Source organism: Streptomyces sp. NPDC091279 (genome assembly GCF_044757465.1).
Lineage (GTDB): Bacteria > Actinomycetota > Actinomycetes > Streptomycetales > Streptomycetaceae > Streptomyces.
In genome coordinates this window covers 23,479-44,615 of the sequence record NZ_JBIVVA010000016.1, presented here as the reverse complement: position 1 = coordinate 44,615, position 21,137 = coordinate 23,479, and the positions used below count along the sequence as shown (strand labels likewise).

At 71.6% G+C, this 21,137-nt stretch carries 19 protein-coding genes; 11 read left to right on the top strand and 8 right to left on the bottom strand.

Annotated elements, in window-relative coordinates; translation table 11 throughout:
* Positions 1 to 57: 57 nt before the first annotated feature.
* A complete protein-coding gene (locus ACIQOU_RS32365; RefSeq protein WP_401542682.1) occupies positions 58 to 1,545 on the bottom strand; it encodes a glutamate synthase subunit beta in 1,488 nt (495 codons plus the stop codon).
* A gap of 352 nt (positions 1,546 to 1,897) precedes the next feature.
* On the opposite strand from ACIQOU_RS32365, the gene ACIQOU_RS32360 reads away from it, so the two are divergent.
* A complete protein-coding gene (locus ACIQOU_RS32360; protein WP_401542680.1) occupies positions 1,898 to 2,530 on the top strand; it encodes a uridine kinase in 633 nt (210 codons plus the stop codon).
* Positions 2,531 to 2,891: 361 nt separating this feature from the next.
* Complete coding sequence (locus ACIQOU_RS32355) at positions 2,892 to 3,320, top strand: CBS domain-containing protein (protein WP_401542677.1); 429 nt, start codon at positions 2,892 to 2,894, stop codon at positions 3,318 to 3,320.
* 6 nt (positions 3,321 to 3,326) lie between these two features.
* On the opposite strand, the gene ACIQOU_RS32350 is transcribed toward ACIQOU_RS32355, so the two are convergent.
* A complete protein-coding gene (locus tag ACIQOU_RS32350) occupies positions 3,327 to 4,454 on the bottom strand; it encodes a magnesium and cobalt transport protein CorA (RefSeq protein ID WP_401542675.1) in 1,128 nt (375 codons plus the stop codon).
* Positions 4,455 to 4,721: 267 nt separating this feature from the next.
* Here ACIQOU_RS32350 and ACIQOU_RS32345 point away from each other — a divergent pair, with 267 nt between their 5' ends.
* Complete coding sequence (locus ACIQOU_RS32345; RefSeq protein WP_401542924.1) at positions 4,722 to 5,516, top strand: methyltransferase domain-containing protein; 795 nt, start codon at positions 4,722 to 4,724, stop codon at positions 5,514 to 5,516.
* A gap of 229 nt (positions 5,517 to 5,745) precedes the next feature.
* Here ACIQOU_RS32345 and ACIQOU_RS32340 read toward each other — a convergent pair whose 3' ends face one another.
* Positions 5,746 to 6,660, bottom strand: coding sequence for a carbohydrate kinase family protein (locus tag ACIQOU_RS32340; protein WP_401542672.1), 915 nt, complete (start codon positions 6,658 to 6,660; stop codon positions 5,746 to 5,748).
* Positions 6,657 to 7,565: a pseudouridine-5'-phosphate glycosidase gene (locus tag ACIQOU_RS32335; RefSeq protein WP_401542921.1), complete on the bottom strand. Its 909-nt coding sequence runs from the start codon at positions 7,563 to 7,565 to the stop codon at positions 6,657 to 6,659. Before ACIQOU_RS32335 ends, ACIQOU_RS32340 begins: the two co-directional genes overlap by 4 nt.
* A 99-nt stretch (positions 7,566 to 7,664) precedes the next feature.
* Here ACIQOU_RS32335 and ACIQOU_RS32330 point away from each other — a divergent pair, with 99 nt between their 5' ends.
* Positions 7,665 to 8,093: a VOC family protein gene (locus tag ACIQOU_RS32330; RefSeq protein ID WP_401542670.1), complete on the top strand. Its 429-nt coding sequence runs from the start codon at positions 7,665 to 7,667 to the stop codon at positions 8,091 to 8,093.
* A 182-nt stretch (positions 8,094 to 8,275) separates the two neighbouring features.
* Here the strand turns inward: ACIQOU_RS32330 and ACIQOU_RS32325 are convergent, their stop codons facing one another.
* The gene (locus ACIQOU_RS32325) at positions 8,276 to 8,830 is read right to left on the bottom strand and encodes a methylated-DNA--[protein]-cysteine S-methyltransferase (protein WP_401542668.1); all 555 of its coding nucleotides are present in this window, start codon (positions 8,828 to 8,830) and stop codon (positions 8,276 to 8,278) included.
* A gap of 49 nt (positions 8,831 to 8,879) precedes the next feature.
* Positions 8,880 to 9,755, bottom strand: coding sequence for a glycerophosphodiester phosphodiesterase (locus tag ACIQOU_RS32320; RefSeq protein WP_401542665.1), 876 nt, complete (start codon positions 9,753 to 9,755; stop codon positions 8,880 to 8,882).
* 280 nt (positions 9,756 to 10,035) lie between these two features.
* Between ACIQOU_RS32320 and ACIQOU_RS32315 the strand changes: the two genes are divergently transcribed.
* The 6 genes from ACIQOU_RS32315 to ACIQOU_RS32290 all read left to right on the top strand — a co-directional run bounded on the left by ACIQOU_RS32315 (position 10,036) and on the right by ACIQOU_RS32290 (position 18,260).
* Positions 10,036 to 10,905 (top strand): MHYT domain-containing protein, encoded by an 870-nt coding sequence (locus ACIQOU_RS32315; protein ID WP_401542662.1) that lies wholly within the window; start codon positions 10,036 to 10,038, stop codon positions 10,903 to 10,905.
* Between the two features lie 40 nt (positions 10,906 to 10,945).
* On the top strand, positions 10,946 to 13,078 hold the full coding sequence (gene uvrB / locus ACIQOU_RS32310) for an excinuclease ABC subunit UvrB (protein WP_401542659.1): 2,133 nt from the start codon (positions 10,946 to 10,948) through the stop codon (positions 13,076 to 13,078).
* Positions 13,079 to 13,245: 167 nt separating this feature from the next.
* Entirely contained in the window at positions 13,246 to 13,824 is a 579-nt protein-coding gene (locus tag ACIQOU_RS32305; protein ID WP_401542657.1) for a TerD family protein, read from the top strand.
* Between the two features lie 57 nt (positions 13,825 to 13,881).
* On the top strand, positions 13,882 to 15,807 hold the full coding sequence (locus ACIQOU_RS32300) for a TerD family protein (protein WP_401542654.1): 1,926 nt from the start codon (positions 13,882 to 13,884) through the stop codon (positions 15,805 to 15,807).
* 228 nt (positions 15,808 to 16,035) lie between these two features.
* Complete coding sequence (locus ACIQOU_RS32295) at positions 16,036 to 17,037, top strand: TerC/Alx family metal homeostasis membrane protein (RefSeq protein ID WP_401542651.1); 1,002 nt, start codon at positions 16,036 to 16,038, stop codon at positions 17,035 to 17,037.
* Between the two features lie 122 nt (positions 17,038 to 17,159).
* Positions 17,160 to 18,260, top strand: a complete 1,101-nt coding sequence (locus ACIQOU_RS32290; RefSeq protein WP_401542649.1) for a calcium:proton antiporter — start codon at positions 17,160 to 17,162, stop codon at positions 18,258 to 18,260.
* Here ACIQOU_RS32290 and ACIQOU_RS32285 read toward each other — a convergent pair.
* Positions 18,250 to 19,524, bottom strand: coding sequence for an MFS transporter (locus tag ACIQOU_RS32285; RefSeq protein WP_401542647.1), 1,275 nt, complete (start codon positions 19,522 to 19,524; stop codon positions 18,250 to 18,252). The genes ACIQOU_RS32290 and ACIQOU_RS32285 overlap by 11 nt on opposite strands.
* A gap of 334 nt (positions 19,525 to 19,858) precedes the next feature.
* Here ACIQOU_RS32285 and aroQ point away from each other — a divergent pair, with 334 nt between their 5' ends.
* Positions 19,859 to 20,332, top strand: a complete 474-nt coding sequence (gene aroQ / locus ACIQOU_RS32280) for a type II 3-dehydroquinate dehydratase (protein ID WP_401542644.1) — start codon at positions 19,859 to 19,861, stop codon at positions 20,330 to 20,332.
* Positions 20,333 to 20,397: 65 nt separating this feature from the next.
* Here the strand turns inward: aroQ and ACIQOU_RS32275 are convergent, their stop codons facing one another.
* Positions 20,398 to 21,126 carry an amino acid ABC transporter ATP-binding protein gene (locus ACIQOU_RS32275; protein WP_401542919.1) on the bottom strand — a complete coding sequence of 243 codons (729 nt, stop codon included), beginning with the start codon at positions 21,124 to 21,126 and terminating at the stop codon, positions 20,398 to 20,400.
* Between the last annotated feature and the right edge of the window lie 11 nt (positions 21,127 to 21,137).

Here is a 21,137-nt window from a genome sequence, read left to right as displayed (position 1 = left end):
GCCCGCGAGAGCAGGGCCGGGTGCGGTGGTGCGGTGCGGGCGCTGTCGGCGTTCCGGCTACACCACCATCGGGCGGTCGAACGGCCCAATCGGCGCCGGAAGCCGCGTGCTCCCCGTCAGATAACGGTCCACGGCCGCCGCCACCGACCGCCCCTCCGCGATCGCCCACACGATCAACGACTGCCCCCGCGCCGCGTCCCCGGCGGCGAACACACCGGGAACGTTCGTCGCGAAACCCGCGTCCCGCGCGATCGTCCCCCGCGCCTCCATCGCCAACCCCAACTGATCGACCAGCCCGTCCGACCGGTCCGGCCCCGAGAAACCCAACGCCAACAGCACCAGATCCGCAGGCAACGTCCGCGTCGTCCCCGGCACCTCCCGCCGACCCGCGTCCACCTCCACCACACTCAACTCCCGCACCCTGCCCTCCTCGTCGCCCACGAAATGGAGCGTCGACGCCGCGAACAGCCGCGCGTCCGCATCCGCCGACGGCGCCGTCCCCAACACCCCCGCCTCCTCGTGCGCGGCCGACATCCGGTAGATCCTCGGATACGTCGGCCACGGCTCGACATCATGGTCCCGCTCGACATCCGGCTGCGCGTAGATGTCCAACTGGCTGACGGACGCCGCCCCTTCCCGCACCGCCGTCCCCAGACAGTCCGCCCCGGTGTCACCACCACCCACGATCACGACATGCCTCCCGGCCGCCGACAACGGCGACACCTCCACATCGCCCTCACACACCCGGTTCGCCAGCGGCAGATACTCCATCGCCTGCCGCACCCCGGCCAACTGCCGCCCCGGCACGTCCAGTTCACGCCACGCCGTCGCCCCGGCCGCGATCACCACCGCGTCGTAACGGGACCGCAACTCCGCCGCCCCCACATCCCGCCCGACCGCCGTCGACGTACGGAACTTCGTCCCCTCCGCCCGCATCTGCCCCAGACGCCGCTCCAGGTGACGCCGCTCCATCTTGAACTCCGGGATGCCGTACCGCATCAGGCCGCCCAGCCGGTCGTCCTTCTCGAACACGACCACCGTGTGCCCCGCCCGCGTCAACTGCTGCGCCGCCGCCAACCCCGTCGGCCCCGACCCGACCACCGCCACCGTCCGCCCCGACAACCGGTCCGGCGGCCGGGGCGGCGCCAACCCCAACTCCCAGGCCTGATCGGCGATGGCGACCTCGACGTTCTTGATGGTCACCGCAGGCTGATTGATGGCCAGCACACACCCCGCCTCACACGGCGCCGGGCACAACCGCCCCGTGAACTCCGGGAAGTTGTTCGTGGCATGCAGCCGATCAGCCGCCGCCCGCCAGTCGTCCCGGCTCACCAGGTCATTCCACTCCGGGATCAGATTCCCCAGCGGACAGGCCTCATGACAGAACGGCACCCCGCAGTCCATACACCGGTCGGCCTGCTCGGTGATCAACGGCAACAACGCCCCCGGGACATACACCTCGTCCCAGTCCCGCACCCGCTCCTCGACCGGCCTACGAGGCCACTCCTGCCGGGGCGTGGTCATGAATCCCTTGGGATCGGCCATGGTCGTCCTCCTCGCGTACCCGGACGACTCCCGACGCGCCGTACCTCGACGAGCGGCACTCTTCCAGCCACGATACGACCCACCGCCGGGCCCCGCAGAGCGGCCATATCGTGCACTCCGGCGAGAGCACCCGGGAGGTTCCGGGGTTCACTCAGGGTTTGCCCAGGGTTCACTGGGGGGCTCATGGGTGGTTCTTAGGTGGGGGCGGGGCGGGGTGGCTCTGGACTGGTGGCTTTCCTGTTCCTGCTTCTCTTCTCTGGGGGGGGGCTCCCCCCTCCCCCCTCCCCCCTCCCCTCCCCACCCCACCCCTCCCGCCCACCTCCCACCCCCGCCCCTGGCGCATCATGGCCCTGTGCGACTCGAAGCGATCACCTGGGACCGGCTCGGCGATCTCCTGGCCGAGCGGCTGCTCGACCTTGAGCCGGCCGACGGCGGCTCCTGGCCCCGTATCGCGTTCGACGGCGCCCCCGCGGCCCACCCGGGCGACCTCGCCGAACGTGTCGCCGAGGCGCTGCGCCTGCACGGACGCCCCTCACTGGTCGTCGGCACGGAGGGCTTCCTGCGCCCCGCCTCCCTCCGCCTGGAGTACGGCCACCAGGACGTCGAGGCCTACTACAACGGCTGGTTCGACACCGGTGCCCTGTGGCGCGAGGTGTTCGGCCCCCTCGACCCCGACGGCGACGGACGCGTCCTGCCCGACCTGTGGGACCCGGTCACCGACCGCGCCACCCGCAGCCCCTACATCCAACTCCCGCCCGGCGGCGTCCTGTTGCTGCACGGCCCCTTTCTGCTCCGGCACTGGTTCCCCTTCGACCTCTCGGTCCACCTCCTCCTCTCACCCGGCGCCCTGCGCCGCCGCACCCCCGAGCCCGACCACTGGACCCTCCCGGCCTTCGAGCGCTACGCCTCCGAGACCGACCCGGCGACCACCGCCGACATCCTGATCCGCACGGACGACCCCCGCCACCCAGCCTGGAACGGCTGACCCCAACGGGGCCGAGCGTTCCGGAACGCCTGAACCACAGCCGGACCGAGCATTTCGGGACCGGCCAGGCCACCCCCTTGCTTGTAAGGCGCGCGGGGCTGTGCCGACATGCGGCTCCGCCACGCGGGCGCGACCAGCCACGACGCCGCCACAGACGACCAACAACCTCTCCCGCCCGCCCCGCGCCCCCGCCTGCCCCGCGCCCCCCGCTCGCGACGCCGCCCGCTCCCGGAGTCACCCCCACCCCCGCGCCCCCGCCCCCACGTGCATCCCGTCCCGCACGGGACGAGAATGTGAGGGCGCCGGTATCAGCGGCACACCCCCGTGCCGCGCCGGCGAGCCCGGCACCGGGAGGTACCCCATGACCACGGCCGGAGACATCATGCACCGCGGCGCCCAGTGGATTCCCGCGCACGAGACCCTGGACCGCGCGGCCCAGCTGATGCGCGAGCTGAACGTCGGCGCCCTGCCCATCAGCGACGAGAACGAACGGCTCTGCGGCATCCTCACCGACCGCGACATCGTCGTCGGCTGTGTCGCCATGGGCCACGACCCCGCGAAGATCACCGCCGGTGAGATGGCCCGGGGTACCCCGCGCTGGATCACCTCCGACGCGGACGTCGACGACGTGCTTCAGGAGATGCGCGACTACCAGATCCGCCGGCTCCCCGTCATCGAGGACAAACGGCTCGTCGGCATGATCAGCGAGGCCGACCTCGCCGCCCATCTGACGGAGGACCAGATCGCCGGCTGGGCCGAGAGCGTCTACGCGATGAGCGCGAGGCGCTGACCCCGCTCAGAGCCAGCCGTTGCGCCGGAAACCCCGGTAGAGCGTCAGGCATATCGTCAGGACGACGCCCATCACCAGCGGGTATCCGAACCTCCAGCGCAGCTCCGGCATGTACTCGAAGTTCATTCCGTACATGCCGCACACCATCGTCGGCACGGCGATCACCGCGGCCCACGCGGTGATCTTCCGCATGTCCTCGTTCTGCGCGACCGTGACCTGGGCGAGGTGGGCCTGGAGGATCGAGTTGAGCAGTTCGTCGAAGGACGCGATCTGCTCCTTCGCCCGCATCAAGTGGTCGAGGACGTCCCGGAAGTAGGCCTGTATCTCCGGCGGGACCACGCGTATCGGCCGGGTCGCTAGCTCCTCCACCGGGCGGCCGAGCGGTGTCACCGCCCGCTTCAGCTCCAGGAGTTCGCGCTTCATCTGGTAGATCCGCCCGGGGTCGGTGCGGGCGCCGTTCTCCGCGAACACGTCCATCTCGACCTGGTCGATGTCCGCCTGGACGGAGTCGGTGACGCTGAGGTAGTCGTCGACGACGTGGTCCGCTATCGCGTGCAGCACCGCCGCGGGCCCCTTGGCCAGTTGGGCCGGCTGCGCCTCCAACTCCTCGCGCAGCGGCCCCAGGGAGCCGTGTCGGCCGTGCCGTACGGTGATCACGAAGTCCTCGCCGACGAACACCATGATCTCGCCGGTGTGCACCACCTCGCTGGTCGCCGTCAACTGCTCGTGCTCGACGTAGCAGACGGTCTTGAACACCGCGAACAGGGTGTCCCCGTACCGCTCCAGCTTGGGGCGCTGATGGGCCTCCACCGCGTCCTCGACGGCCAGCGGGTGCAGGTCGAACAGTTCGGCGATGCCCGCGAACTCCCCGTCGGTCGGCTCGTGCAGCCCCAGCCACACGAACCCGTCGCCCTTCTTGCGGACCTTCTCCACCGCGTCCACCAGGTCGCTCCCGCCCGGCACCCGGGCGCCGTCCCGGTAGGTGACGCAGTTGACCACCGACGAGCCCAGCGGGGAGCGGGCCGGATGGCTCAGGTCGATCCGCCGGTGCCGCCGGGCCAGCCGTGCCACCTTGCGCAGGCTGCCGACCCCGCCGAGGCTCGTGACCTTCCGCAGATTCCCTGCCATGGACATCTGGATCTCCTTGCCTGAACCCTCCCCGGACCCGGCGCACGTCCGAGGCGATGTGCCGCGTTCGTGTGCCGTGGCGAGCCAGTGTGCCAGCTCTGTGTAAGTGCCGGGTGAGCCTGTGGGTAGCCGGGATTCCGCTTGGTTCCCGCCTGTGGAAAACCCGGCGTGGGACAGGCGCCGGACGGTGGCGTGGCCCTCGGCGCCCGGCATCTCCTCGCGGGCGCCTTGCCCACCCGGCCCGACAAGCCGGGCAACTGGGATGATCGCGGCATGACGCGACCCGACGGGTACCTCCTCGACAACCGGCAGGCAGAGGCGGGTGAACGTTTCGCCGCCTTCGCCCGGCTCTTCGACCCCACCACCTTCCGGCACCTCGAAGGGCTCGGCGTCGGCCCCGGCTGGCGCTGCTGGGAGGTCGGCGCGGGCGGCACCTCGGTGGTGTCCTGGCTGGCCGAGAAGGTCGGCCCGACCGGGAAGGTCGTCGCCAGCGACATCGACACCACCCGGCTCGCCCCCGTCGCCCGCCCGCCGGTCACCGTGCGCGTCCACGACGTCGGCGCCGAGGAGCCGCCGGGGGAGGGGTTCGACCTGGTGCACGCCCGGCTCGTCCTCGTCCATGTGCCGGACCGGGAACGGGCGTTGCGCTCCATGGTCCAGGCCCTGCGCCCCGGCGGCCTACTGCTGATCGAGGACGCCGACCCCGCCCTCCAGCCACTGACCTGCCCCGACGAGCACGGCCCCGAGGAGAGGCTCGCCAACCAGCTGCGCCAGGGCTTCCGCCGCCTGCTCGCCGACCGCGGCGCCGACCTCTCCTACGGCCGCACCCTCCCGCGCCTGCTGCGCGAGGCCGGTCTGCGGGGCGTGGAGGCCGACGCGTACTTCCCGGTCGCCTCGCCCGCCTGCACCGCCCTCGAATCGGCGACGGTCCGTCAGATCCGCGACCAACTCGTCACCGCGGGCCTCGCCACGGACGACGACATCGACCGCCACCTCGCCAACATCGCCACCGGAACGATGGACCTGGCGACCGCCCCGATGATCTCGGCCTGGGGCCGCAAGGACTGACGGCGCGGCAGCCACCGGGACGACCGCACCGACTCACCCCGACGCCCCGCCCACGCCAAGTACCGTCCACCGCACGCGCCGGACGCCACCACCAGGGAAACGGCGCCGAACACCCCGGCCCGGCGAGCCGACCGACGACACCTCGCCCGCCCCGCCCGCCGAACCGACGTTCCCGCACCTCGCGCCCCGGGGACACGCCCCGCCCCACAGTTCACTGTCGTCCCCTGTGTCACTCCCCTTCCGGCGGCCGTCCTCCCACGCGTTCCACGGCCACCGCTCCCGCCGCGCACCCCGTCCGAGCCGCCTCCTCGGGGGTCGCGCCCGCGAGGAGTGCCGCGAGGAACGCGCCCGTGAAGGCGTCACCGGCGCCCGTGGTGTCCCGTGGGTCCGCCGGGGCGGCCGGGACCCGGGCCCGGAGCGATCCCTTACGGGCCACCAACGCCCCGTCGGCGCCCTGCTTGGCGACGACGAGGGCGACGTGCCGGCTCAGCTCGGCCGCCGCCTCCGCCGCGTCGGGCAACCCCGTCAGCAGGCACGCCTCGTCACGGCTCGGAAGCAGGACGTCCACCCCGATGACGAGGTCGAGGAAACGCCCGACACCGAGTTCCGCCAGGAAGCCCGCCGACGCGGGATCGAGGCTCACCGGCACACCCCGCGCGCGTGCCGACGCCAACGCCTTCGCCACCAGGGCACGGCTCGACGCGGAGAACAGCAGATAGCCCGACAGATGCAGCCGGGCGACCCCGTCGAGCAGGTCGTCGGACCAGTCGGCGGGGCCGAGCCGCAGCGACGCCCCGCTGTCGGTGAGGAACGTCCGCTCGGCCGCCGCGTCCGAGTCGACGAGGCATATCACCGTCCCCGTGGCCACATCAGGGTCGACGACGAGCAGCGGCCGCACCCCGCGCGCGGCCAGCTCACGGCTGTGCCGGTCCGCCGCGTCCGCCCCGACCCGCCCCAGTAGCCGCACCTCGGGCGCCCCCTGATGAGCCGCCCAGCACGCCACGTTGGCGCCCGCCCCGCCCGGCACGGTACGGATCACGGCTGTCGTGTCCGTCCCCGGCGCGAGCGGCCCCCGGTGCCGGGCGACGACGTCCGTGATGACGTCCCCGACCACCAGCAGCGCCCCGCCCGCCGCCGTCGTCATGCCGTGGCCCAGGCCGCCGCGATCCGCGCGGCCAGCCGCACATTGCCGCGGACCGCCGCCAGGTTCGCGCTCAACGAGGCACCGTCGGTGTGCCGCACCAGATAGTCCAGCAGGAACGGTGTCACGCCCTGCCCGCTGACACCGGCCTCCTCGCACGCGTGCAGCGCGTCGGCGAGTACCCGCGCGTGCAGCGCCGGGTCCAACTGCTCCTCCTCGGGCACCGGGTTGGCGACGATCAGCGCCGACTCCGGCCCGTCCACCGCGTCCTGCGCCCGCATGACGTCCGCGACCTGCCCCGGACGCTCCAGCGTCCAGTCCACCGGGTGCCCCGAGTCGGACAGGTAGAAGCCGGGGAAGCGGTCCGTGCCGTAACCGGCCACCGCGACCCCCAGGGTCTCCAGCCGCTGGAGGGTCGCGGGCACGTCCAGGATCGACTTGACGCCCGCGCACACCACGGTGATCCGGGTACGCGCCAGCAGCCCCAGATCGGCCGACTCGTCCTGCGTCAGCGTCCACTCCCGGTGCACCCCACCGAGTCCGCCCGTCGCGAACACCCGCACCCCTGCCCGGGCCGCGAGCAGCGCCGTCGCCGACACGGTGGTCGCCCCGCTCACCCCGGCGGCCACCGCGAGCGGCAGATCCCGGTGGCCCAGCTTGCGGATGCCGTCCTCGTTCGCGACCCGCTCCAACTGGTCCTTGTCCAGGCCGACATGGGGCCGCCCGTCGAGCACCGCGATCGTCGCCGGAACCGCGCCCTCCGCCCGGACGACGTCCTCCAGCTCCAGCGCCACCTGGAGGTTGCGCGGCCGGGGCAGCCCGTGCGCGATGATCGTGGACTCCAGGGCGACCACCGGCCGACGCGCGTCGACCGCTTCCCATACCTCTTCCGACATCACCAGCACCACGTGCCCGCCTCCTGCCGTTTCGGTTTCCCTCATCCCTGGCGAGTGACGCGCCCGGCCAAACACTTGCGGCCTGTGGGGGACGACACCAGCCTGAAAGGCATGACCGACAACACGACACGCCTTGACCACATCGTCCTGTGGGTGGACGATCCGGTGGCCTCGGCCGCCTTCTACGAACAGGCGGTCGGACTGACCTCCGTACGGCTCGCCGAGTTCACCGAAGGCATAGTCCCCTTCCCGTCCATGCGCGTCGACGACGAGAGCATCGTCGACCTCATGCCGCGCTCCATGGCGGAGCGCATGACCATGCTCCCCGGCGCCGCCGCCAGTTCGGGCCACCCGGTCAACCACGTCTGCCTGGCCCTGCCGGGCGACCGCTTCGACGCCCTGCGCAGCCGCCTGGAGGAGCGTGCCGTGCCGGTCTCCGAGATCTCCAAGGGCTCTTTCGGCGCCCGGGGCCCGGCGACCCGCAGCTTCTACTTCCGCGACCCGGACGGCAACCTCTTCGAGGCCCGCCACTACGACTGACCAACGGCGACGGAGGGCGCCCGCGCGGGAGAAGCGCGGGCGCCCTGCGCGCGAGGCCTCGGCCCACGTGCCGCAAGCAGCCCCGGCCGGTCCGTGCGGCGTCCATCAGCAGCCTGTACGCGCGTCCGGCGCCCCCGCGAGCCCGGCCCGCCCCGCGGGAGCCGAGGGCCGTCGGCCGAGCCTCAGAAGAGCGGCTCGGGCAGCACGCCCTCCAGGGCGAGCAGCTTCCGCTTCGTCTCCAGGCCGCCGCCGAACCCCCCAATGCCGCCGTCGCGCTCCACCACCCGGTGACAGGGCACCACGACCGGCAGCGGGTTGGCGCCCATCGCCACCCCCACCGCCTGGCTGGCCAGCGGCTGGCCGACCCGCCGGGCCAGGTCGCCGTAGCCGACGACCGAGCCGAACGGGACACCGGCCAGCAGCTCGCGCAGGACCTGCCGGTTGAAGCCGGAGATCAACGACCAGTCCAGGGGCAGGTCGAAGTCCCGGCGCTCACCGGCGAAGTACTCCCCGACCTGACGTATCGCCTCGGCCAGCAGCGGTGAGCCGGGGTCCTCGACGGGCTCGGTGCCCAGCCGGGACGCGAGACGGGCGAGGGCCCTGTCGCGGACCGGGTCCGTCGCGTGGAAGACGACACTGACCAGGCCCTCGCGGGTCGCGGCCAGCAACAGCGGCCCGATCCCGGTGGGGACCAGCGCCCACACGACCCGCGGCTCGTACTGCCCATGGCTGTCCATGCCCACCACCGTACGACCCACCACTGACAACGCCCCGGGACACCGGGCATCACGCCCCCGGCAGCGCCGCCCCGACCACCTCGGGCTTGTTGGTGATGATCCCGTCGACGTCGAGCCGGGCGACCTGACGGGCGGTGTCCGCGTCGTTCACGGTCCACGTGAACACCGACAGCGGACGCCCGTGCGGCCCCGTGAACCCGTGCGCGGCGTTCACGTACGACGTGGTGAGCGCGGCGTGGGAGGGGTTGATGCCGTCGGTGAAGGCCGCGTACTCGTCCAGGTCCCCGGTGGCCGGCTTGCCCAGGTACGCCGTCCGGACACCCGGCTCCAGGTCGTGCACGGTCCGCAGACTGTCCGTGTCGAACGTCTGCACGATCAGCCGGTCGTCCAGATGCCCGGAGTCCAACCAGCCCTGGTCCGCGAGGGACTTCATGATCTGCCGCTCGATGCCCGGATACAGCTGCGGACTCTTGATCTCCAGAAGCAGACTCTGGTGATTGCGGTCCACCTCACGCAGGTACTGCGTCAGCGTCGGTACGCGCGTGCCCGCGAACTTGGCGCCGAACCAGCTCCCCGCGTCCAGGCGGGCGATCTCGGCGGCGGTGAAGTCCTTCACCTTCCACGGAGAACGGTCCGGGAAGACGCTCGCGGCATCGGTCGTCCGGCGCAGGCTGTCGTCGTGGATGACGACCAGCTGGCCGTCGCTGGTGCGCTGTACGTCGTTCTCGACCCACGTGGCACCCAGCCGGGCCGCCCGGTCGACGGCGGGCAGGGTGTTCTCGGGGGCGTGGGCGGAGGCGCCGCGGTGGGCCAGCACCAGAGGCGGGGCGTCGACATCCCGGGCCCGGGCGTCGGGGCTGGGCAGCAGCAGGGTGGCGGCCCCCAGGAGCGCTGTGGCGACGGCTGCGACTACGCGCACGTACATGCGTACTCCTCGCATCGAGGGAACACGTTCGGTTCAACTGTGACAGCAGAGCGTCGTTCGCGGGCGGGTACACAATGAGCACACATCGCATGGGAGGCACCAAGGGCGCTCACTGGTGCCGCACAACTGGGGCAACGCCGTGTTTCTTTGCCGGAAAGTCGTTCGACCGATCCGGTGGGGGTCATACTCTCTGCCTCGGCCCTGACCGCTCGGGTGGTCCTGGGAGGGGGTCTGTTTCACGGCATTCGGGACGCAAGAGGGCGGGAAGGGACAGCCGCGCATGCAAGGCACGGTCGACGGATTCAGCTACGGACTCGTCACACCGCTGGTGGCCTACCTGATGGCCTGCCTCGGAGGGGCCCTGGGGCTGCGCTGCACCACCAGATCCCTGCTCGTCTCGCACTCCCGGCGCCCCGCGTGGCTCGCCCTGGGGTCCGCGGCCATCGGCTCCGGCATATGGACGATGCACTTCATCGCGATGATGGGTTTCAGCGTCGCGCAGGCGCCGATCCACTACGACCGGCCGCTGACGTTCGCCAGCCTCGGCGTCGCCATCGTCATGGTGGGCGTGGGGATCTTCATCGTCGGCTACAAGGGCGCCACCGGGACGGCCCTGTTCACCGGGGGCACCGTCACCGGGCTCGGCATCGCGTCCATGCACTACCTGGGCATGGCCGGGATGCAGCTCGACGGCCGCCTGGAGTACAACACGGTGCTCGTCGCCGGTTCCGTGGCCATCGCGATGGCCGCCGCCACCGCCGCCCTGTGGGCGGCCGGGCAGGTCAGGGGCTTCCTGTGGAGCGTGGGCGCGAGCCTGGTGATGGGCCTGGCCGTCACCGGCATGCACTACGTGGGCATGGCCTCCCTGCGCGTCCACCTCCACAGCACAGGGTCCGACGTCGTGGGCGACGGGTCCACCGGGTTCGTCGTCCCGATGCTGATCGGCCCGCTCGCCTTCCTGCTGCTCGCCGGGGTGGTCGTGGTCCGCGACCCGATGATGGTCATGGGCGTGCCCACCCGGGCCACCGTGGAGCACAAACCGGGGGTCCCCGCCCACCCTGAGATCCACCACCGAACACCGCGCCGCTCGCCGCCGTACTCCCGCCGCCGCCAGGACCGCCGAGGCGTCCGCACCCCGCAGAACCGCTGATCGCGCCGCATTGTCAGTGCCGGGTCGTACGGTGGAACCCATGCGGCCCGTTTCCCAGATCGAACGCACGGTGGCGCCCTTCGAGGTCGTCAGTCCCTACCAGCCCAGCGGTGACCAGCCGCAGGCCATCGCCGAGCTCGCCCGGCGCGTCGAAGCAGGCGAGAAGGACGTCGTCCTGCTCGGCGCCACCGGCACCGGTAAGTCCGCCACCACCGCGTGGATGATCGAGAAGCTCCAGCGCCCCACCCTCGTGATGGCGCCGAACAAGACACTGGCCGCCCAGCTGGCGAACGAGTTCCGGGAGCTCCTGCCGAACAACGCGGTCGAGTACTTCGTCTCGTACTACGACTACTACCAGCCCGAGGCCTACGTCCCGCAGTCGGACACCTACATCGAGAAGGACTCCTCGATCAACGAGGAGGTGGAGCGCCTGCGCCACTCCGCGACCAACTCGCTGCTCACCCGGCGCGACGTCGTCGTGGTCGCCTCCGTCTCCTGCATCTACGGCCTCGGCACCCCGCAGGAGTACGTCGACCGCATGGTGCCGCTGAAGGTCGGCGCGGAGTTCGACCGCGACGAGCTGCTGCGCCGTTTCGTCGACATCCAGTACACGCGCAACGACGTGGCCTTCACCCGTGGCACCTTCCGGGTCCGCGGCGACACCATCGAGATCTTCCCGGTCTACGAGGAACTGGCCGTCCGCATCGAGATGTTCGGCGACGAGATCGAGGCCCTCTCCACCCTGCACCCGCTCACCGGCGAGATCATCAGCGAGGACGACCACCTCTACGTCTTCCCCGCCTCCCACTACGTCGCCGGACCCGAGCGCATGGAGCGGGCCGTCAACGACATCGAGAAGGAGCTGGGCGAGCGCCTGGCCGAGCTGGAGAAGCAGGGCAAGCTCCTGGAGGCCCAGCGCCTCCGGATGCGCACCACGTACGACCTGGAGATGCTCCGCCAGATCGGTTCCTGCTCCGGCGTCGAGAACTACTCGATGCACTTCGACGGCCGCGAGCCCGGCTCCCCGCCCAACACCCTGATCGACTACTTCCCGGACGACTTCCTCCTCGTCATCGACGAGTCGCACAACACCGTCCCGCAGATCGGCGCCATGTACGAGGGCGACGCCTCCCGCAAGCGCACCCTCGTCGACCACGGCTTCCGGCTCCCGTCCGCGCTCGACAACCGCCCGCTGAAGTGGGAGGAGTTCCAGCAGCGGATCGGTCAGACCGTCTATCTGTCGGCCACCCCGGGCAAGTACGAGCTGTCGCGCGGCGACGGCGTGGTGGAGCAGATCATCCGCCCCACCGGGCTCATCGACCCCGAGGTCGTCGTCAAGCCCACCGAGGGCCAGATCGACGACCTGGTGCACGAGATCCGCAAGCGCACTGAGAAGGACGAACGCGTCCTGGTCACCACCCTCACCAAGAAGATGGCCGAGGACCTCACCGACTACTTCCTGGAGCTGGGCATCCAGGTGCGCTACCTGCACAGCGACGTCGACACCCTGCGCCGCGTCGAACTGCTGCGCGAGCTGCGCTCCGGTGACTTCGACGTCCTGGTCGGCATCAACCTCCTGCGTGAGGGCCTCGACCTGCCCGAGGTGTCCCTGGTGGCGATCCTCGACGCCGACAAGGAGGGCTTCCTGCGCTCCGGCACCTCCCTGATCCAGACCATCGGCCGCGCGGCGCGCAACGTCTCCGGCGAGGTCCACATGTACGCCGACAAGATCACCCCGGCGATGGAGCGGGCCATCGACGAGACCAACCGGCGCCGCGAGAAGCAGGTCGCCTACAACAAGGAACGCGGCCTCGACCCACAGCCGCTGCGCAAGAAGATCAACGACATCGTGGCGCAGATCGCCCGCGAGGACATCGACACCGAGCAGCTCCTCGGCTCCGGCTACCGCAAGTCCAAGGACGGCAAGGGCGCCAAGGCACCCGTGCCCGCGCTCGGCGGCGCCAAGGCGGGCAAGGCCGCCCGGGGCAAGGCCAAGGAGACGGTTCCGACCGACCGCCCCGCGGCCGACCTCGCCGACCAGATCGAGCAGCTGACGGAGCGGATGCGGGCGGCCGCGGCCGACCTCCAGTTCGAGATCGCGGCCCGGCTGCGCGACGAGGTCTCCGAGATGAAGAAGGAACTGCGCCAGATGAAGGAGGCGGGGCTCGCCTGACCGCCGGTGCGCGCGGGGCCCCCGTTCCCTGTCCCGTGCCCGCGCTGTGTTGCAAGACCGACACAAAGCGTGGAGCGGGGTACGGGACTGTCAGTGACGGTGCGTAGGGTTTTGGTCAACCGCGGACTCCGCGGCAACAGGGGAACGTCCGAGAGGGGAATCAGCGCGTGACCGTCAACATGACCAAGGGTCAGGCCATCAGTCTGGAGAAGGCCGACGGGGGCAGCCTGACCGCGGTGCGCATGGGCCTCGGCTGGCAGGCGGCTCCCCGGCGCGGCCTGTTCGGTTCCCGCACCCGCGAGATCGACCTGGACGCCTCGGCCGTGCTGTTCGCCGACAAGCAGCCGGTCGACGTCGTCTTCTTCCGGCACCTGGTGAGCGACGACGGCTCGGTGCGCCACACCGGCGACAACCTCGTCGGCGGCGCGGGACAGGGCGGCGACGACGAGGCGATCCTCGTCGACCTGGCGCGGGTGCCGGTCCACATCGACCAGATCGTCTTCACCGTCAACTCCTTCACCGGACAGAGCTTCCAGGAAGTGCAGAACGCGTTCTGCCGCCTGGTCGACGAGACCAACGGCCAGGAACTGGCCCGCTACACGCTGGCGGGCGGCGGCGCCTACACCGCCCAGATCATGGCGAAGGTGCACCGCTCGGGCCCCGGCTGGACGCTGACCGCGCTGGGCTTCCCGGCCAACGGCCGCACCTTCCAGGACCTGATGCCGGCGATCCTGCCGCACCTGTAGGACGCGAGGGGGAGCGGCACAGGGCAGGGCACGGCGGCGACACGGGGGACTGAAGCGATGACGGCCGAGCTGGCGCGGGGGCAGAACCACCCGCTCACCCAGGTCCGCCTGGAGATCCGGATCTCGGCCGGTACACCGGTCGTGGCCGCGGTGACGATCGGCGACGCACATGGCACGGTCCACGGCGCGGAGCAGGTCGCCCACCCGGGCGCCCCCGCCCTGCCAGGACTGGAGGTCCCGCAGCGGGCGGCGGCCGTGCACCGCCTCGCGGTGGACCTCGGGGCCATGCCGCAGGCCGCCCACCGGCTCAGCGTGCTGCTCGCCCTGCCCACCGGGGGCGGCGCCCCGCTCCGGTTCGGCGCGGTCGCGGCCCCCTTCGTCGCCGTCACCGACCTCGACGGCACCGAGATCGCCACCTTCACCCTCACCGGCCTCGACACCGAGTCCGCCGTCGTCGCCCTGGAGCTGTACCGCAGACAGGGCGCCTGGAAGGTGCGCGCGATCGGCCAGGGATACGCCGGTGGGCTCGCCGAACTCCTCACCGACCAGGGCCTGTCCGACGCCCACCGCCTCGCGAACGCCGTCCACGAGGCGGTGACACAGGGGCTCGCCCACTCGGTGGCGACGTCCCCGCAGCGCACGCCGGACGGCGACCGCAGGCGCCCGACGGCCCGCCCCGGCCCCGACCGGCAGACCCCCGCCCCACCCCAGCCCACGTCCCCGTACGGAGCGCAGGGCGACGGGCCCGAACGCCTCGCCGACCCCCAGCCGTCCACGTCCCCGCCCGGGAGCCCCGTGGACTACACCCACCCCGGCCGGCGCACGACACCCCCGGCGCCCACGCCCACCGCGCCCCCGGCGCCTGTCGCGGGCGATGCCAGCGGCTGGTCCATGGACGAGCGGCTCTACCACCAGATCCGGGGCATGTTCGAGGACCTCGCCCGCACGACGGCCGCGTACCGCGGTGCCGTCGACTTCGCCGAGGCGCGCAGGGACAGGGAGCTGGACCAGGTCCTGTCCGACCCGCGCGCCAGGATCGGCGGGCAGGGCGACGCGGCGCGCGCGGCGGCCCGCGCCAAGCACGCGGACCTCGTCGGGCAGGCCCGGTCCGTCCTCGACCGGGACCTCGCCCAGCTCGCCGCCGAGTCCGACGTCGTCGAACCCGCGCTGCCGCCCGCCTACGCCCGCTGGGACAACCCGGTGTGGCACGGCTACCGGGTGCCGATGGAGATGCCCATGGCCATGCGGCTGGGCGATCTGAGCCTGCCCGAGAGCGACCGGCTGCGGATACCGATGCTGGTCCGGCTGCCGTTGGAGCACGGTCTGTGGATCGACAGCGGGCGGACCGGGCCGGCCGACACGTCGTTCGCCGACGGCCATCGACGCGTACACCTCGCACTGGACCTGGCGGTGGCGATCGCGGCCCGGCTGCTCGCGATCCACCCCGCACACGCGTACGCCGTGCACGTCATCGACCCGGCGGGCAACGGCACCCAGGCGCTCGCGCCGCTGGTGCGGACCGGCGTCCTCGCGGCCCCGCCCGCCCGGGGCGCCGCGGGCGTGGCGGACACCCTGACCCGGCTCACCCGACGCGTCGACCTGGTGCAGATGGCGGTGCGCGGCGGCGCCGCCGACGCGCTGCCGCCCGACGTGGACACGGCCGAGCAGCTGCTGATCGTCAACGACTTCCCGCACGGCTTCGACGACCGCGCCGTGACCCGGCTGCGCTACCTCGCGGACGAGGGCCCGGCGGTCGGCGTCCACCTGCTGACGGTCGCCGACCGGGAGGCGGCCGCCGAGTACGGGCCGCTGCTCGACCCGCTGTGGCGTTCGCTGATGCGACTGACGCCGGTGCCCGACGACCACCTCGTCGACCCATGGGTGGGGCACGCCTGGACCTACGAGCCGCCGCTCGTACCACCCGGCGGCACGGTGCTCCAGCAGGTCCTCGATCAGGTGACAGCAGCCCGCACCAAGTACTAGTAAAGAGCCCCTGAGCTGCGGGCTTGGGATTTCTTTTGCCCAGGACTTTACCAATCCTTGGTGATTGGGGTACTGTTTTCCGTACGGAGGGGAGTACTCCCTGACAACTGCGGCGTACCCGTCAATACGGATCAGGCCAGATCCCGGGGCGCCGGCCCATCCGTGGGTGGAAGAGACCTCCGGCAGCGACGACGCTGACATTTGCCGTTACGTACTGCCGGAGGCGCAGTGGATGTTTCCTTGGCCCTATGGGTCCTGACCATCGTGGGCCTAGCCGCCCTGATCGCGGTCGACTTCTTCATCGGCCGCAAACCGCACGACGTCTCGATCAAGGAAGCCGGAACGTGGACGATCGTCTGGATCGCCCTCGCCGGGCTCTTCGGACTCGGCCTGCTGGTCTTCGGCGGCGGACAGCCCGCCGGTGAGTTCTTCGCCGGCTTCATCACCGAGAAGTCCCTCAGCGTCGACAACCTCTTCGTCTTCGTCCTGATCATGGCGAAGTTCTCGGTGCCCTCGCAGTACCAGCAGCGGGTGCTGCTCGTCGGCGTCCTCATAGCCCTGGTGCTGCGCGCGATCTTCATCGCCGCGGGCGCCGCCATCCTCGCCAGCTTCTCCTGGGTCTTCTACCTCTTCGGCGCCTTCCTGATCTGGACCGCCTGGAAGCTCATCCAGGAGGCCCGGGCCGACGAGGAGGACGAGGAGTTCGAGGAGAACAAGTTGCTCAAGGCCGTCGAACGGCGCTTCGGTGTCGCCGACCGCTACCACGGCACCAAGCTGTGGATCGTGGAGAACGGCAAGCGGCTCATGACGCCGATGCTGGTCGTGATGCTCGCCATCGGCACCACGGACGTCCTGTTCGCGCTCGACTCGATCCCCGCGATCTTCGGTCTCACCCAGGACCCGTACATCGTGTTCACGGCCAACGCGTTCGCGCTGATGGGCCTGCGGCAGCTGTACTTCCTCCTCGGCGGACTGCTGCGCAAGCTCGTCCACCTCAGCTACGGCCTGTCGATCATCCTGGGCTTCATCGGCGTCAAGCTGGTGCTGCACGCGCTGCACGAGTCCGGCGTCCACGTCCCCGAGATATCCATCCCCGTCTCGCTCGGCGTGATCTGCTCGGTCCTGATCGTCACCACGATCACCAGCCTCCGCGCCTCCAAGAAGAAGGCGGCAGAAGAGGCCACACGGACCGAGGGCGAAGACGCCCCGAAGGACAGCATCGAGGCCTGAGACATGCCGCGAGAACACCTTCACCACCGGGGGCGGTGCACGGCGCACGCCGCGCGCCGCCCCCGGCGGCCCGCCCCGGCGCCGGACATGCGGGGCCCCGACGGCTCTGCGACGATCGCAGCATGATCACTACGCTCAGGTCGCTCACGACACAGTGGACGTCCGGCGTCCCGGTGCTCGCGGTCGTCCTGCTGGTCCTCACCTGGGGCCGCGATCTGCCCGGCGTGGTCGTCGCCCTCGTCACCCTGGTCCTCGCCGGAGCCGTCCTGGCCGCCGTGCACCACGCCGAGGTGGTCGCCCACCGGGTCGGCGAGCCCTTCGGCTCCCTCGTCCTCGCCGTCGCCGTGACGATCATCGAGGTCGCCCTCATCCTCACCCTGATGGTGGACGGCGGCGACAAGAGCGCGACCCTGGCCCGCGACACCGTCTTCGCCGCCGTGATGATCACCTGCAACGGCATCGTCGGCATCTGCCTCCTGGTGGCCTCCCTGCGCCACCGCGTCGCGGTCTTCAACCCCGAGGGCACCGGCGCCGCCCTCGCCACCGTCGCCACCCTGGCCGTCCTCAGCCTGGTGCTGCCGACGTTCACCACCAGCAAGCCGGGACCGGAGTTCTCCGGCGTCCAGCTCACCTTCGCCGCGATCTCCTCACTGATCCTGTACGGCCTGTTCGTCGCCACCCAGACCGTGCGCCACCGCGACTACTTCCTCCCCCTCACCCCGCAGGGGAAGCCCATCGCCGAGGACGATCACGCCGACGCCCCCTCCGCCCGCACCGCCCGGATCAGCCTGGGCCTGCTCGGACTCGCCCTGGTCGGCGTAGTCGGCCTCGCCAAGGGCGTGTCGCCCACCATCGAGTCCGGAGTGGAGGCCGCCGGACTCCACCACGCCGTCGTCGGCGTGATCATCGCCCTGCTGGTGCTGCTGCCCGAGACGATCGCCGCCCTGCGCGCCGCCCGCCGCGACCGGGTGCAGACCAGCCTCAACCTCGCCCTCGGCTCCGCCATGGCCAGCATCGGCCTGACCATCCCCGCCGTCGCCCTGGCCTCGATCTGGCTCTCCGGCCCGCTCGTCCTCGGCCTCGGCTCGACCCACATGGTGCTGCTCGCGCTCACCGTCGTGGTCAGCTCGCTGACCGTGGTCCCGGGCCGGGCCACCCCGCTCCAGGGCGGCGTCCACCTCGTCCTGTTCGCCGCCTATCTGGAACTGGCGATCAATCCATGACCGGCACCCCGGCCACCGCCACCCGCCCCGGCCGCGTCTCCGGCAGCAGCGCGAAACACCCCAGGCTCAGCAGCGCCACCCCGGTCAGATAGGCGCCCACGCCCCACGGCACCCGACCCGTCTGCCCGGCCAGCGCGGTCGCCGCGATCGGCGTGAGCGCACCCCCGATCACCCCGCCGAGGTTGAAACCGACGGCCGCCCCCGTGCAGCGCAGCCGCGGCTCGTACAGCTCCGGCAGATACGCGCCGGCCACCCCGGACATCGTCAGGAACGACAGCAACGCCCCCAGGAAGCCCAGGAACATCGGCAGCGGCGCCCCCGTCGACAGCAGCGCGACCATCGGGAACATCCACAGCGCGGCGCAGGAGCACCCGATCAGACACATCGACCGCCGCCCGTACCGGTCGCCGAGCAGCGCCCCCAGCGGCATCAGCGCGCCCATCACCGTCACGGCGGCCATCACACACACCAGCATCACCGTCCGGCTCACCCCGAGCCGGTCCGTCCCGTACGCCAGGGACCACGTCGTCACGGTGTAGAAGACCGCGTACCCGACGGCGAACGCGCCGGCCGTCAGCAGGACCAGCCGCCAGTGGTCGCGCAGGACCTCCGCGATCGGCACGCGCGCGCGGTCCTCGATCTCCAGGAAGCTCGGGCTCTCGGTGAGCGACGACCGCAGCCACAGCCCCGCCGTCGCCAGCACCCCGGCCACCCAGAACGGCACCCGCCATCCCCACGCGGCGAACTGCGCGTCGGACAGCGTCGCCGACAGCCCGAGCACCACCCCGTTGGCGAGCAGGAACCCCACCGACGGCCCGATCTGCGGGATCGACGCCCACAGCGCCCGCCGTCCGGGCGGCGCGTGCTCCGCGACCAGCAGCACCGCTCCGCCCCACTCCCCGCCGACCCCGAGCCCCTGCGCGAACCGCAGGACCAGCAGCAGCATGGGCGCCCACATCCCGATCGACGCGTACGTCGGCACACACCCGACCGCGACCGTGGACACCCCGGTCAGCACCAGCGTGAGGACGAGCACCGGGCGCCGCCCGCGCCGGTCGCCGAGATGCCCGAACAACGCCGCCCCGAGCGGCCGGGCGAGGAAACCCACGCCGAACGTCCCGAAGGCGGCCAGCGCCCCCGCGAGCGGTGAGAACGACGGGAAGAACAACGGCCCCAGGACCAGCGCGGCGGCCGTCCCGTAGGCGAAGAAGTCGTAGAACTCGATGGCCGTTCCGGCGAGCGAGGCCGCCGCCAGCCGCGCCATGGACGGCGCCCTTACAGTCTGTGCATCGTGCATACCCCGTCAACTACCCACAGTGACAACGTGTTACGGGGGCGCACGGGAGTGCAGGGAGCCTCAGAAACGGACGGTCACGCGCCGGGCGGGCCCGCCGACACGCACCACGCCCCCGTAGGGGACGACGAGGTGCGGACCGGTGTGCCCGAAGTCCACGTCGGCACACGACCCCCGAGCCGGGCGTCCGTGGGTGTCGTCATGGCGGAGGGGAGGGGCCGTCCGGGGGTTCGGGCACCGTGATAGACCGGGTCCCAGCAGCGGTCCTTCGGGGATCGCCCCGTCCGAACCGACCGGAGGAACCGTGCCCCGTACCCTGGCCCACGCCCCGATCATGATCCTCAACGGCCCCAACCTGAACCTGCTCGGGCAGCGGCAGCCGGAGATCTACGGGTCCGACACGCTCGCCGACGTCGAGGCGCTGTGCGTGCGGACGGCGGCGGCGCACGGCGGCACGGTGGACTTCCGGCAGTCCAACCACGAGGGCGAACTCGTCGACTGGATTCACGAGGCACGCCTGAACCACTGCGGCATCGTGATCAACCCCGGCGCCTACTCGCACACCTCGATCGCCCTCCTGGACGCCCTCAACACCTGTGACGGACTGCCCGTGCTGGAGGTCCACATCTCCAACATCCACCGGCGTGAGTCGTTCCGGCACCACTCCTACGTCTCCCTGCGCGCCGACGGGGTCATCGCCGGGTGCGGGGTGCAGGGCTACGCGTTCGGCGTGGAGCGGGTCGCCGCGCTGGCGGGGGAGGGCCGCGCGGACACCTAGGCCGCCCAGGCGCGCGGTGCTGACCGGCGGCCCGGGTAAGGGGCGTCGGCCATGGCGGGCGGGGCTTACAGGCGGCCCGCGTCGACGATCCGCTTGAGGAAGCGCCGGGTGCGTTCCTCCTGCGGGTCAGCGAAGATCTGTTCGGCACTGCCCCGCTCCAGGACGACGCCCCCGTCCAGGAAGCAGACCTGGTCGGCCACGTCACGGGCGAAGCCCATCTCATGCGTGGCCAGCACCATCGTCATGCCGTCCGCCTTGAGACCGCGGACGACATCGAGAACCTCGCCGACCAGCTCCGGATCGAGCGCCGCGGTGATCTCGTCGAGGAGCAGCAGCCGGGGCCGTACCGCCAGGGCCCGCACGATCGCCACCCGCTGCTGCTGGCCGCCGCTGAGCCGGTCCGGGTACTCACCGGCCCTGCCGCCGAGGCCGAGCCGCTCCAGCAGCTCCAGGGCCCGTTCCTCGGCCTGCGCGCGGGGCACGCCGTGCACGCGGCGCGGGGCGAGCGTGACGTTCTCCAGCACCGTCATGTGCGGGAACAGGTTGTAGGACTGGAAGACGACGCCGATCCGCCGCCGAACCGCGTCGTGGTCGGCGCGCGGGTCGGTGATCTCCTCGCCGTCCAGCCAGATCGCGCCGTCGTCGATGTCCTCCAGCAGGTTGGCGCAGCGCAGCAGCGTCGACTTGCCGGAGCCCGACGCGCCGATCAGCGCGGTCACCGTGTGCGGGGCCAGCTCCAGATCGACGTCCCGCAGGACCACCGAGCCGCCGAACGTCTTGCGGACCGATTCCATGCGCAGCACGG